The sequence below is a fragment of the Rhodococcus sp. Chr-9 genome (assembly GCF_000801125.1).
In the GTDB taxonomy this organism is placed as follows: domain Bacteria; phylum Actinomycetota; class Actinomycetes; order Mycobacteriales; family Mycobacteriaceae; genus Rhodococcus; species Rhodococcus pyridinivorans.
Window position 1 is genome coordinate 242,512 of record NZ_JTIZ01000071.1, and the last position, 13,507, is coordinate 256,018.

The following is a 13,507-nucleotide window of genomic DNA, read 5'->3' on the forward strand; positions in this document are numbered from 1 at the left end:
GGTGTGTTCGCGTCTGCGTTCGCCCGGGCGGATCCCGGGAACCGTCAGCAGTGCACCTTGATTCGGCGGGTCGCTCGGTCCGTGCTGCGTCGACCCGTCGTCGACGACGGGAGCCACCGTCCCGGACCGGATACGCCCGCGGTCGCCGCCCCGGCATCATCGGCGACGCGTTCGGTGGTCGTCGCCAGGTCGGTGACGCTGCCGGCGATCCGGCGGACGGCCTCCTCACATGCCCCGAGCACCACGTCGACGGCGTCCCGGACCGCCGGGACCAGACGTTCCTCCATCCATCTCCGGCACTCGGCGGCAGGGTCGGACACGTCGCCACCGGGCGGGTCGCCCAGGTTGCCACCGGGCGGGTCGCCCAGGTTGCCACCGGGCGGGTCGCCCACGTCGCCACCGGGCGGGTTGCCGAACCAGCGGGCATGCTCCTCCGGGCTCGGTCCGTGCGGGCCACCGCTCGCTCCGGCGACGATCGTGTCGATCTCGTCCCTCGTGCGACCGTCGACGGTGCCTTCCGCGAGTTCCCCGACGACGCGGGCCTTCTCACGCAACGCTGCGGCGATCGCGGTGGCCGCCGATTCCAGCGCGACCGCGAGATCGGTCAGCGACGCACACAGCGCCACTCCGGAACGGACGGTGGCCGTCAGCTCGGCGCGAGCCCGGTCGGCGGCGGATCCGTCCCACGACTCGTCGAGTTGCTGCAGGAGGCGACGCTGTTCGTCGGTCCGGCGACCGAGCGAGGTCGCGAGCGAGCGCGTCGTGGCGGCGTCGTCGGCGAGGGCGGGCAACGAGAGGGTTCGTTCCTCGTCGTAGCGTGCCCGGACGCCCGCGACGCAACAGCCGGATTCGAGCCCGAGAGCATGCAGGGACTGCACGAGGTCGGTCAGACGGGCCAGGCCGGGCGCTCCCGCGTCGAGGATGTCGCCTGCGCTCTCGGGAGGGGTCCTCACGGCTACCGGGTCCCTGCGTCGCCGAACCCGACGCTGTCGAGTTCGGCACCGGTCACAGCGGTGAGGGCGATGCCGGTCGCGTCGTCCTGGTGCCGGTATCTGTCTGCCGCCGCGCGCAATGCGTCGGCCTGCGCCTGCACGGTCGCCGCCCAGCTCTCACACGTCGCACGCATCCTGCGATATCCGGTCTCGACGCGAACGCCGGCCGACCGGTGCGTCGATCCGGCACCGGAGCCGTCGAAGACGAGACCGCCGAAGCCACGACGGATCTCGTCGTCGGCGTCCTCGGCGACCTCCTCGAGTCGTGCCGCGACGGCTCGCACCGCGTCGCCGTCGACCTGGATCGTGCTGTGCTGTGTGTCCATGTCCGCCCTTCACCCACCGAACCCTCTCGAAGGGTTAGGACGCAGCGCAGGACGATCCGGTTCCACCGCAGCGTGACTGCGAGCGGAAACCGGCAGCGAAGGGCAGGGACCGCGCAGGTCAGACGGCGCCGACGACTCCCGCGAGACGGTCGGCGACCGCCCGGGCGTGATCGTCGTCGGCGGCTTCGACCATGACGCGTACGAGCTGCTCGGTGCCCGACGGACGCAGCAGCACCCGGCCGGTCTCACCGAGTTCGCGCTCGGCCTCCGCGACCGCGTCCGCCACCGCAGGATCGCTCGCGACGGCGACCTTGTCGTGGACCCGGACGTTCACGAGGACCTGCGGAAGCGATGTCATCACCGAGGCGAGCTTCGCGAGCGGCAGACCCGTCGTGGCGATCCGCTCCATCAGGCGCAGGCCCGTGAGCACGCCGTCGCCGGTCGTACCGTGCGCGGGCAGGACGATGTGGCCGGACTGCTCACCGCCGAGGCCGTAGCCACCGCGGCGGAGCTCCTCGAGCACGTAGCGGTCGCCCACGCCGACGGTGCGCACCTGGATCCCCGCCGCGCGCATCGCGAGATGCAGACCGAGATTGCTCATCACCGTGGCGACGAGGGTGTCGTCGGGAAGTTCACCGGCTTCGTGCATGCCGAGAGCGAGGATCGCCATGATCGCGTCACCGTCGACCACCGTGCCGGTCGCATCGACGGCGAGGCAGCGGTCGGCGTCGCCGTCGTGCGCGAGACCGAGGTCGGCGCCGTGCTCGAGCACGGCCTGCTGCAGCACGGACAGGTGCGTGGATCCGCAGCCGTCGTTGATGTTCAGTCCGTCGGGTTCGGCGTTGATCGCGATGACCGTGGCACCTGCGGCCGCGTAGGCGGCCGGGCCGGCCTGCGAGGCGGCGCCGTGCGCGCAGTCGACCACTACGGTCGTACCGGTGAGCGGCTGGTGCACGGCCGTCGCGAGATGCGCGAGATAACGGTCGAGGGCGTCGGACACGACGCGCACCCGGCCGATACCGGAGCCGGTGGGGCGTGCGGCGCTCTCGGCGTCGCCGTGCAGCACCGCTTCGATCCGGTCCTCGACCTCGTCGTCGAGCTTGTGCCCGCCGGCTGCGAAGATCTTGATGCCGTTGTCGGGCATCGGATTGTGCGACGCGGAGATCATCACGCCGAGGTCGGCGCCGTAGTCACCCGTGAGGTACGCGACCGCTGGGGTGGGCAGTACGCCCACCGACACCACGTCGACTCCGGCTGCGGTGAGTCCGGCCGTGACGGCCGCCTCGAGCATCTCCCCGCTCGCGCGTGGATCTCGACCCACGACCGCGACCGGTCGCCGCTCGGCACCCTGCGGGGCCAGGACCGCTGCCGCAGCGCCTGCCAGGCGTACTGCCAGCTCCAATGTGAGCTCGGCGTTGGCCAAGCCCCGGACTCCGTCGGTGCCGAACAACCGACCCATGTACACAGCCTCCCAGTCGTGTGCGGCCCCCGCCGCGGGTGTCGATAGAGGACAGAATGCACGAAAGCAGGCGCCGGTAGGAGATGTCTACCGACGCCTGCTCTCGTGATGGAACAGGTGCCGACTCTGACGAAATCAGCGTCGGCGGCACATCAGCGCTTGGAGTACTGCGATGCCTTACGGGCCTTCTTCAGGCCGTACTTCTTGCGCTCGACGGCACGCGGGTCACGCGTGAGGAAGCCGGCACGCTTGAGCGCGGGGCGATCCTCGGGGGTGACCTCGGTGAGTGCACGCGCGATGGCGAGACGCAGCGCGCCGGCCTGGCCGGACGGACCGCCGCCGTGCAGGCGCGCGTGGATGTCGAACGACTCGGTGCGCTCGACCGTCACCAGGGGCGACTTCACGAGCTGCTGGTGCACCTTGTTCGGGAAGTAGTCCTCGATGGTGCGGCCGTTGAGGGTGAAGTTGCCGGTGCCGGGCACGAGGCGGACGCGGACGACAGCCTCCTTACGGCGACCGACGGTCTGGACCGGACGGTCGAACACGATCGGGGCAGCAGGTGCCTCGACGACGTCCTCGACGTACTCGTCTGCAGCGACCTCGACGTTCTCGACGTACTCTTCGGGGTTCACGTTCTGTTCCTCGGGCGTCGTCACTGTGCCACCTGCTTGATCTCGAACGGCACCGGCTGCTGCGCGGCGTGGGGGTGGTTCGGGCCCGCGTAGACCTTCAGCTTCTTCGCGATGGCGCGACCGAGCTTGTTCTTCGGGAGCATGCCGGTGACGGCCTTCTCCACGAGGCGGTCGGGGTTCTTCTCGAGAACCTCGCCGACGGAACGAGCCCGCAGACCGCCCGGGTGACCGGAGTGGCTGTAGAGGAACTTGTCGGTCCGCTTGTTGCCGGAGACGGCAACCTTGTCGGCGTTGATGATGACGACGAAGTCACCACCGTCGACGTGCGGCGCGAATGTGGGCTTGTGCTTGCCGCGGAGCAGGTTTGCCGCCTGCACCGCGAGGCGGCCGAGCACCACGTCGGTGGCGTCGATGACGTGCCACTGATGGGTCACGTCGCCGGCCTTCGGTGTGTACGTAGACACAGATCTTCCTCGTCTATCGTTTCGCTGCTGGCCTGCATGCCGACGGTTGCCACGCCCGGCGGCCAGTTGGGACCCGGGAGAGGTGTTCGTCGCACCACAGGGCACGACGACGTGCGACACGCCGAGGGGACACTCTACCGGGCGGACGCCGGGCCGGTCAAAGCGCCGCAGCAGCCCTGCCCTTGCGCACCCTCCGCTGGAGCACCCCGGAAGCAGCAGCACGTCCCGGCGGCCTCTCCACCACCGGGACGTGACAGCGCCGGATCGGTCCGGATCCGGCAGACCCGGATCAGCCCGGGAAGCGCTGCTGGTTCAGTCGCTCGACCTCCTGCATGTTGTCGTTACCGGTCGAGACCACCCGACCGATGTCGTGCAGCACCTGGATGAGGCCGGCCTCGGCCTCGTTCCAGCGCGCCTGCGTGGCGGCGTAGCGCTCCTGCGCCCCACTGTCCCAGGTGGCGATGAGGGGCGCCACCTGCCCCTCGATGCGGTCGAGCGTCGCCTCGATCGCCTTCTGACCGGACACGAGCTGGGCGTGCAGGTCGGCGACGCCGGCGAAGTTCTGATAGATCTCGGACACGGATCGTTCTCCTTGTTCTCGAATGTGTGCCGGAGGGCTGTGTGCCGGAGCGACCGGCGATCAGTTGAACGACCCGTTGAGCACCGAACCGCCATCGGGGTCGATCGCCGACAAGGACTGGGCCTGCTGGTCCTCGGCAGCGGCGTACGACCGTCCACTGGTGCGCACGGCTTCTGCCAGTTCGTCCAGGGCGTTCGACAGCTTGGTGTGGTTGACGTTCCAGCGCTCCATGATTCCGGCGAACTGTTCCGCCGAGCGGCTCCGCCAGACCGACGGCGCGGACTGCACCACGCCCGTCAGACGACCGAGGATCGCGTCGAGTTCGGCGCGGGAGTCCTGGAGTTGTCCCGCGACGACCTCCATGGTCGCTACATCGGTGGTGAGGTGATTCGAATTGCCGGTCGGTTGGGTCAACGGCGTACTCCTTCGCTCGTGCGTGGATCATCCGGCTCGGTGTCGAGCCGGTCCTGGCTCCTACATCTGGTTGGACGCACCCGATCCGGTATCGGTTCCGCGCCTTCCGAAATTCGTGGACCTTCTTTTCTCACCCGCCCCGGAGGGTGTGGACGGCCTGCTCGCATTCACTCCGGATACGGGTCCATTCCCCCTCGAGGTACTGGCATCCCACGGAGACCTGAAGTCCGGGGAAGACCAGGACCGACCACCGCACCACCGAGTAGTCGTCGGGAACTTCGGTGTACGCCACGACCTTGCGGTCGGCGAAGGTCGTGTCGGTGTCGAGGTCACGGATGACAGGTGCACGTTCGGCGGCCCGCTCCGCCAACGCGGAGGCGACCGAGCGCTCGTCGATCCCGTCGGGAAGATCGCGGTACACGACCAGGATCCGGCGATCGGTTCCGCCGACCGGTATCAGTTCCGCGCGCCCCTCGGGCACGGTCGCGGGGTCGCGGACGCGCCAGCCCTCCGGCAGGTCGAGGTGCAGCGGACCGGCGTCGATCCGCGTCGACGGGGAGGGACCGGCGTCGGCGGCCGACTCGGGCTCACGAGCGTCGGTCGGCGGCTCCTCTGCAGCAACGACTTCCGGCGGAGCCGGGACCTCCGCGTCTCCACCTTCTCCGGTGAGAAGCGGCCACAGGAAGATCGCAGCGGCGAGCAGGAACGGAATCACCGCCCCGGCGACGACCAGCGCGGGCACCGTGCCGGCCCGCCCGCCACGAGGGGGATCCGGGCGTGCGCGCACCTCGCTGAGCCACGGCAGTGTCCTGTCGGGTCCGTCGGTCGTCGGAGCGATGGCCGGGGCTCTCGCGGTCCCTCCGGTTCCGGCCGGTGGCGCCGGAGGGCCGGTCACGGCGCTGAGCATCTCCGAGGCCGCGACGGGCAGGACCCGCCGACTCGAACCCACGAGATCAACTGCGAGAGAGAAGGATTCGACACCGGACGGTTCGCCCGGGCCGCCGGTCACCACCACGACCTCCGGCCCAGCCCCGCCGCACACCGAGGTCAGCAGGTTCTCGAGTCGCATCGCGGCGTCCGGGGAGTGCACCGACAGACCCGGATCGCGTGCGAGTCGTTCGACGGTCGGCCCGTCGGGTCCCGGCGGAGCGATGCTCACGGCGGTGACTCCCCCGGCGGCGAATTCGAGCACCGCACACCGCTCGTGCGGCGCAGGATCGGCGGCGCGCGCGGCGGCCACCGCGGCCGGAAGCAGGATCGTATCGCCTGCGACCTGCCGCACGGCGGTCCGGAAGAGATCGCGGCGCCGCTCGTTCCACCAGGTCGGGTGTATCGCGCACGCCACCCCGCCGATGTCCGGTGCACCCACGGTCGCTGCGGCGTAGGAGACGAGCCCGCTCAGCAGTTCTCCGAGTTCGGTTTCCCCTTCGACCGCGGCCGCATCCACGAGTTCCGTGACATCCATGAGTCCTGCGACGCCGGCCGGCTCCGACGGTTCCTCCGCTGCCGCTCCGTAGACCCGTCGGTCGCCGAGATCCGCGGCGAGAGCGGGCACGCTGCGCGTGGTTCCGGGCCATCCGATGTGGACGGATCCGGGTGTCAGCGTGAACGCGACCGCGACGACCGTCTCGTCCCGGAGCGCCATCACACCTCCGGCGCCCACGCGGTCTGGACGAGCGCCGTGCCGTCGCGTCGTACGAGTGTGCCGCGGCCCGGCGGCACCGGCGACGGACGGACCGCGCCGACGAGCGCTCCCTCGTCGCGGCTACCGCTCATGATCAGACCCGGAGTCGACAACTCCCGCAGACGCCCGAGGATCGGTTCGTACATCGCGCGTCCGGCACCACCCGAGCGACGCGCGACCACCAGGTGCAGGCCAATGTCGCGTCCCTGCGGGAGATAGTCGAGCAACGGCAGCAGCGGATTCTGGCCAGAGGTGGCGACCATGTCGTAGTCGTCGATCACCACGAACACTTCGGGTCCGGTCCACCACGATCGATCGCGCAGCTGTTGTTGCGTCGTGCCGGGGCCCGGCAGCCGGCGCTCGAAGATGCCGGCGAGTTCGCGGACCATGGCTGCGAGGACCGTTGCCGACGCAGCGTATCCCCCGAGATGGTCGCCGCCCACGACACCGAGCAGCGTGCGGCGGTAGTCGCCGACGATGATCCTGGTCTGCGCACCGCTGCCGGCTTCGACCAGTCCGCGGCACAGCCCTCGCAGCAGATTGGTCTTGCCGCACTCCGAGTCGCCGAAGATCAGCAGGTGCGGATGGTCGGTGAAATCCACCGATACGGGCGCGAGTTCGGATTCGTCGATGCCGATCGGGACGGAGAGCCGGGCCGCCGGGGACGCGTCGGCCGGTGGCGGCCACCCTGAGGGCAGAGCTGTGAGAAGGTCGGGCCGGTCGATGCGTTCGGGCAGCATGCGCACCGGTGGCGCCGAACGCCCCGGCGTGGCAGCACGGACGGCCTCGACCGCCGCTGCGACGCCGACCGCGAGATCGGCCGGATCGGAGCTTCCGTCCACCCGCGGCAGCGCCCCCAGGATGTGCAGGCCATCGCGGTCGATACCGCGTCCCGGCCGCCCTTCCGGCACCATCGCCGCTCTCTTTCGGCCGTACTCGGAGTCGGACGGGTCGCCGAGGCGGAGTTCGAGCCGCGTACCCAGCAGGTCGCGCATGGCGGGCCTCACGTCACCCCAGCGTGGGGCGCTGAGCACCACGTGGATGCCGTAGGACAGACCCTGGGCGGCGAGGATCCCGATCGTCTGTTCCAGTGCCTCGAAGTCCTGCCGGATGCTCGGCCAACCGTCGACGACGAGAAAGACGTCGCCGAACGGATCGTCGGTGGCCGGTGCGACCGCGTCGGCGCGCATCCGCCGCAGCTGAGCTATGGACTCGATGCCGTTCTCGGCGAAGGACCGTTCGCGACGACGCAGCAGCGACATCATCTCCGCGACCGTGCGGCGCACCCGGTCGGTGTCGTGCCGCCCCGCGACGGAACCGACGTGCGGCAGGCCGGCCAGACCGGACAACGTGCCACCACCGAAATCGAGACCGTAGAACTGCACCTGCTCGGCGTTGTGCGTGAGGGCCATCGACAGGACGAGGCTGCGCAGCAGTGTGGACTTCCCGGACTGCGGGCCGCCGACCACCACGACGTTGCCGGCCGACCCGGACAGGTCGACCACCAGCGGGTCGCGGCGTTGCTCGAACGGCCGGTCGACGACACCGACGACGGTGCGCAAGGTTGCGTGACGCGGCACGTCGCCGGTGAGCACCGACCTGGGCAGCAGCATGTCGAGCGACGGGGAGTCGTCGAGCGGAGGAAGCCACACCTCGTGCGCCGGTGTTCCGTGCCCCCGCATCCGGTCGACGACCACCTCGAGCACGCTCCGGCCGTCGCCCGCGGGAAGAACCGGGAGCGGCTCCGTGACCGGGGCGGGCGGACCGGCGTCGACCGGCACCGCCCGCGCGGTGAAGAGCCGGGGCCGGGACGTGCCGGCCGGCACCGCCGATCGGGTGCGCCGGGTGGGGCGGCCGGGCTCGTACGGCCCCGAGACGTACGCCGCGGAGAACCGCTGGATGTCGGCGGAATCGGTCCGCAGATATCCGGCGCCGGGTGTCGACGGCAGGTGGTAGGCGTCGGGAACGCCGAGAACGCTCCGCGATTCGTTTGCGGAGAAGGTCTTCAGGCCGATGCGGTACGACAAGTGGCTGTCGAGACCGCGGAGGCGACCCTCGTCGAGTCGTTGGCTGGCGAGCAGCAGGTGCATGTGCAGCGACCGGCCCAGGCGTCCGATCGCCGCGAAGAGGTCGGCGAATTCGGGCTGTTGAGAGAGCAGTTCGGAGAACTCGTCGACCACGATGAACAGCGCGGGCAGCGGGTCGAGCGGTGCACCTGCCGCCCTGGCCTTCTCGTAGTCGCCGACGTTGGCGAAGTTGCCTGCGGTCCGGAGCAGTTCCTGGCGGCGGTTCATCTCGCCTTCGAGGGCGTCCTTCATGCGGTCGACCATCGCGATCTCGTCGGCGAGGTTGGTGATCACCGCCGCGACGTGCGAGATCCGGTCCAGACCGAGGAAGGTCGCGCCGCCCTTGAAGTCCACGAGGACCAGGTTGAGTGCCTCCGGCGGGTGCGTCGCCACGAGACCGAGGACCAGCGTCCGCAGGAACTCGCTCTTTCCCGATCCGGTTGCGCCGATGCACAGTCCGTGCGGTCCCATCCCGTTCTCGGCGGCCTCCTTGAGGTCGAGTTCGACAGGCGCACCGTCGATGCCGACACCGATCGGTACCCGCAGGCGGTCGCGCCCGCGGCGTGGCACCCATACCTGCGCGGGGTCGAAGCGGGCCACGTCCCCGAGGCCCAGCAGCTCCTGCCAGCTCGACGGCCGGTCGTCGCCGGCGCTCTCGTCCACCGCTCCGCTCGTCACCCGGTACGGCGCGAGCAGTCTGGCCAACGTCTGTGCCTGCGGAGTCCCGATGCCGTCGGCATCGGCGAAGATGTCGACGTCGGTGCCGGTGGCGACCCCGACCCGTCCTTCCTCGACCACCAGGCGCAGGCCGCGCGTCGCGCTGAGCCGCGTGGCGTAGCCGGAGAGGTCGAGCACGGTCACTGCGTCGAGACCGTCGTCGAGCACCCCCGAACCCGATCCCGTGACCCCGCCGTCGACGACCACGACGAGGTGCACGGCACCCTCGGTGGCCGGGGCGTTCCGGACGAATCTGCTGCGACCGGCGAGGACCGCCGCGAGATCGGTCTCGAGTTCGAACAGCGAACCGAACACCGTGCGTGCACTGCCCGCACCGTCGCGCAGGACCGGGTTCTGCGCATGCGGCAGCCACTTGATCCATTCCCATTCCGCAGCGGTGTCGGGCCCGCACACGACGGCGACCTGCAGTGTGTCGGGACCGTGGAAGGTGCACGCCTGCGCGAGCATCCCCCGAGCGAGCGAGCGCGCCGCGCTGCGATCGCCCTCGAGGCCGATCGCCGCGAAACCCCGCAGCGACACAGCCGTGGGCAGCGCCTGCACCACCGAGTGCGCGCGCACGAACCTGCGCAGCGACAGGGCGGCGACGGGTTCGAGATCCTCGACCGGCCCGGTGTCCGGAGGCACGAGTCGGGTCGCGAGTCGCTGCCCGCCGCGCCCCACCCTGAGGTGACCGAAGTCGGGATCGGTGCTGCGCCGCTCCCACATCCGGACGGTGCCGGCGAGGGTCCACAGCAGGGCCGGGTCGGGATGCGACCATTCGAGCGCCCGACGTTGTTCGTGCGCCGTCTCGGTGACCTCGCGCCGGAGCTGGTCGAGATAGCGCAGATAGTCCTTGCGGTCCTCGTTCGCCTCGGCGGTCTTCGTTCCCCCGCTGCGACCACCGTTGGCGAGCATGCCCACCAGGGACACGACCATCATGAGCGGGAAGATCATCGCCATGGGGCTGCGTGCGGCGCCGGTGGTGAACATCAGCGCGACCATCCCGATCATCGCCGCGACCATCACGAGCGGGAGCAGTCTGGTCACCAGATTGCCGGGCGTGGCCCGGGGAATGTCCGGTGGCGGTTGGACACTCACCTCGCCGCTGGGAGCGCGCGGTGCCTCCCGCCGTGCTCTGCGTACGAAACGCACGGTACTCACGTTCGTCACCCCCCCGGAACGCCGTCGGCCGCCCCCTACGGCCCCACGGTCGTGGAAGACTAACCCATGGCTGCGACCTTCCGTGCTCCTGTTCGCCCCTCGGCCCCTCGACGGACAACTCGGGCACGACACCGGTCGGGACGATGTCGTATGGTCTGCGTCGTTCGGACTGCAGTGACGGGGGGAACCGAGGCCGATGACATCTGTGCGTGCGCGATCCGAGACCCCGGGGCAGGTGGGCGCCCCGGATCTGTGCCGGATCACCGTGCTCGCCCGCCACACCGAGGTCGATCTCGCACTGCCCCTCGACGTTCCGGTGGCGCTGCTGCTCCCGGGGATCGTGAATCTCGTCGCCGGCCACCGGCCCGACAACGACTTCGACGCGACACCCGAACGCACGGAACCCGACGGCTGGGCGCTCGCCCGGATCGGTCGGGCCCCGCTGTCCGGTGCGCTGAGTCTCGACGAGCACGGCGTCCGCGACGGGGAGATCCTCGTCCTGGAGGACGCCGGATCCCCCGCTCCTCCACCGTTGTTCGACGACGTCATGTACAGCGTCGCGGCCTCGGACCGGACCACGACGCCGTGGGGTGCGGGCCCGTCGGGTCTCATCGCGGCCGTCCTGGGTCCGGTCGCCCTCGCCGCGGGCTGCGTACCGTTGCTGTTCCTGCCCGACGGCGCGAGCCGTCTCGCCCTCGGAGCCGTGTGCGCCGCGCTGCCTCTCCTGGTGCTGCTCGCCGCAGGCATCCTCGCCCGGCTCCACGACGATCGACGGACCGCGACCGCGCTGCTGTGGTGCGCCTTCCCGCTCGCAGCGACGGCCGGGGCGCTGCTCGTTCCCGGCGAATCGCCGGCGCCGCGTCTCGTCCTCGCCGCGGCACTGACCGGTGCGGTCGCAGTGCTCGCCGTGCGTGCCACCCGCATCGGCCTCGCACCGTGCACGGCGGTCGCCGCGACCGCCGCGGTCGTCGTCGTGACGGCCACCCTCGCATCGACCACCGAACTCGAGGCGCGCGCCCTCGGAGCCGGAACGGTGGTGGTGGCGCTGCTGCTCGCCGGCACGGCACCACGCCTCGCGGCGATGCTCGCGAAACTCCCCATCCCCCCGGTCCCTGCTCCGGGCGCTCCGCTCGAACCGGAGACCCCCGAGAGCAGCGTGTCCGGGTTGCCGTCACAGGCGGAGCTCGAGCACCGTGCGAATCGGGCACGGAGCGCGCTCACCGGAATCGTCCACGCCGTCGTCCTACTCACGGCGGGCGGAGCGTGGTGCGCCGCGTTCCCGTTCGACGGAGACGTGTCCGTGCCCGCGGTAGCACTGGCCGTGGCGTCGGCCGTGGTCCTGGTCTTCCGAGGCCGCACCTACACCGCGACCGCGCAGGCGGCTCCCCTCGTGGCCGGTGGCGCGGTACTGCTGCTCGGGCTGCTCGTCGGTGCGGCAGCGAGCGGAGCGTTGCCGCCGTGGGCGGTGTTCGCATCCGCTACGGGTCTCGCGTGTGCCGGTTTCCTCTTCGGTGTGGTCGCGCCGCGACGGACGTTCACCCCGGTACAACGCCGGATCGCCGAGATCGCGGAGTACGCGACCATCGCCACCGTCGTGCCGTTGGCCTGCTGGGTCGCCGGTGTGTACGCGGCGATCCGCGGACTGTGACGGTGCGGCTGTCACACCGGTTCGCGGTCCTGGCCCTCGCCGCCCTGATAGCGACCACTACTCCGGGTCTCGCGACCGCCGCGCCCCCGGTACCCGATCCGGCGCAACTGCCCGCCGGCGCGACGCCTGCGCCTCCCGAGGCCACCGAGATGCGGGTGCTGTGCGCAGAACTGCCGGATGCTCCCGACGGACCGCAGATCCCTCGGGCACAACGCATCCTCGACTTCGCGTCCGTGTGGCCGATCACCCGGGGAGCGGGGCAGGTGGTCGCCGTCATCGACACCGGGGTCCATCCGCATCCGCGGTTGCCGGCCCCGAGGCCGGGTGGCGACTACGTGTCCACGGGTGACGGCACCGAGGACTGCGACGCGCACGGCACCCTCGTCGCCGGCCTGATCGCGGCGCGGCCGACACCCGGATCAGGTTTCGCCGGTGGCGCACCCGACGTGGGGATCATCGCCATCCGCCAGTCGAGCGGCCATTTCTCCGACCGCTCCCGATCGGACGACGATGCCGCGCGCAACGCCTCCGGATACGGCGACGTACGGACCCTCGCGGCGGCCGTCCGGCAGGCGGTGGATCTCGGCGCCACCGTCGTCAACATCTCCGAGGTCGCCTGCCGGACGGTCGCCGAAGGCCTCGTCGACGGTCCGCTGGGAGCGGCAGTGCAGTACGCGACGGATGTACACGACGCGGTCGTCGTCGCGGCGGCCGGCAACACCGACACCTGCCGCGAAGGCAATCCGCGCTCGGCGGATCCGGCCGATCCCGGTGCGGATCCGTGGGATTCGGTCGTCACCCTGGCATCACCGGCCTGGTACGACGAGTACGTCCTCACCGTCGGCGCGGTCGAGGACGACGGCACACCGGCCGGGTACAGTCTGCCCGGGCCGTGGGTCGACGTCGCCGCTCCCGGGAGCGGGCTCGTCTCACTCAATCCCGGCACCGACGGTCTGGCCGACCTGATCCCCGGCCCCCAGGGCGGCAGACCGGTGTCCGGGACGAGTTTCGCCGCGCCGCTCGTCGCGGCGACGGTCGCGCTGGTGCGCTCGCGGTACCCGCAGTTGTCCGCCCGAGAGGTGATGACGCGCATCGAGAGCACCGCCCACTCCCCCGCAGAAGGATGGAATCCGCAGGTGGGCCACGGGGTCGTCGACCCGCTCGCCGCCGTCACCGCGCCGCTGCCGGCCGGGCGCGCGGNCCGATGCCGGCGGTTGCCGTCGCCGAGCCGACTCCTCCCCCGGTACCGGATCACCGGCCGCGCACCATCGCACTGATCTCGGCTGCGGCCGTGATCGCCGCGACCGCCCTCGTTCTCGTCCTCACTGCACCGGCACGACGACTCGCCCGATCACGGACCTGAA

General features: G+C 70.9%; 11 protein-coding genes and 1 pseudogene. 3 read left to right on the plus strand and 9 right to left on the minus strand.

What is annotated here, in order from left to right; translation table 11 throughout:
• Nucleotides 1-44 precede the first annotated feature (44 nt).
• From QR64_RS08650 to QR64_RS08690, 9 genes are all read right to left on the minus strand, one after another.
• Complete coding sequence (locus QR64_RS08650) at nucleotides 45-953, minus strand: WXG100 family type VII secretion target (RefSeq protein WP_235367058.1); 909 nt, start codon at nucleotides 951-953, stop codon at nucleotides 45-47.
• A gap of 2 nt (nucleotides 954-955) precedes the next feature.
• Nucleotides 956-1,318, minus strand: a complete 363-nt coding sequence (locus tag QR64_RS08655) for a hypothetical protein (RefSeq protein WP_039584873.1) — start codon at nucleotides 1,316-1,318, stop codon at nucleotides 956-958.
• A 118-nt stretch (nucleotides 1,319-1,436) separates the two neighbouring features.
• Nucleotides 1,437-2,777, minus strand: coding sequence for a phosphoglucosamine mutase (gene glmM, locus QR64_RS08660; RefSeq protein ID WP_039584874.1), 1,341 nt, complete (start codon nucleotides 2,775-2,777; stop codon nucleotides 1,437-1,439).
• A 152-nt stretch (nucleotides 2,778-2,929) separates the two neighbouring features.
• Complete coding sequence (gene rpsI, locus QR64_RS08665) at nucleotides 2,930-3,433, minus strand: 30S ribosomal protein S9 (protein ID WP_006550056.1); 504 nt, start codon at nucleotides 3,431-3,433, stop codon at nucleotides 2,930-2,932.
• Nucleotides 3,430-3,873 carry a 50S ribosomal protein L13 gene (rplM, locus tag QR64_RS08670; RefSeq protein ID WP_006550055.1) on the minus strand — a complete coding sequence of 148 codons (444 nt, stop codon included), beginning with the start codon at nucleotides 3,871-3,873 and terminating at the stop codon, nucleotides 3,430-3,432. The genes rpsI and rplM overlap by 4 nt, the downstream gene beginning before the upstream one ends.
• Before the next feature lie 289 nt (nucleotides 3,874-4,162).
• Nucleotides 4,163-4,453, minus strand: a complete 291-nt coding sequence (locus QR64_RS08675; RefSeq protein ID WP_016690931.1) for a WXG100 family type VII secretion target — start codon at nucleotides 4,451-4,453, stop codon at nucleotides 4,163-4,165.
• A gap of 60 nt (nucleotides 4,454-4,513) precedes the next feature.
• Nucleotides 4,514-4,867 carry a WXG100 family type VII secretion target gene (locus tag QR64_RS08680; RefSeq protein ID WP_019288588.1) on the minus strand — a complete coding sequence of 118 codons (354 nt, stop codon included), beginning with the start codon at nucleotides 4,865-4,867 and terminating at the stop codon, nucleotides 4,514-4,516.
• A 130-nt stretch (nucleotides 4,868-4,997) separates the two neighbouring features.
• Nucleotides 4,998-6,512: a type VII secretion-associated protein gene (locus QR64_RS08685; protein WP_231913197.1), complete on the minus strand. Its 1,515-nt coding sequence runs from the start codon at nucleotides 6,510-6,512 to the stop codon at nucleotides 4,998-5,000.
• Nucleotides 6,512-10,495 (minus strand): type VII secretion protein EccC, encoded by a 3,984-nt coding sequence (locus tag QR64_RS08690; RefSeq protein ID WP_039584928.1) that lies wholly within the window; start codon nucleotides 10,493-10,495, stop codon nucleotides 6,512-6,514. The genes QR64_RS08685 and QR64_RS08690 overlap by 1 nt, the downstream gene beginning before the upstream one ends.
• Before the next feature lie 196 nt (nucleotides 10,496-10,691).
• On the opposite strand from QR64_RS08690, the gene eccD reads away from it, so the two are divergent.
• From eccD to QR64_RS28845, 3 genes and pseudogenes are all read left to right on the plus strand, one after another.
• Nucleotides 10,692-12,143 carry a type VII secretion integral membrane protein EccD gene (eccD, locus tag QR64_RS08695; protein ID WP_235367060.1) on the plus strand — a complete coding sequence of 484 codons (1,452 nt, stop codon included), beginning with the start codon at nucleotides 10,692-10,694 and terminating at the stop codon, nucleotides 12,141-12,143.
• Nucleotides 12,140-13,343: type VII secretion-associated serine protease mycosin (mycP, locus tag QR64_RS08700; protein WP_152640938.1), on the plus strand; the 1,204-nt coding region annotated here is incomplete at its 3' end. The genes eccD and mycP, both read left to right, overlap by 4 nt.
• A gap of 1 nt (nucleotide 13,344) precedes the next feature.
• Nucleotides 13,345-13,506 (plus strand): annotated as a pseudogene (locus QR64_RS28845) (type VII secretion-associated serine protease); the annotation flags it as partial.
• Nucleotide 13,507: the final 1 nt, after the last annotated feature.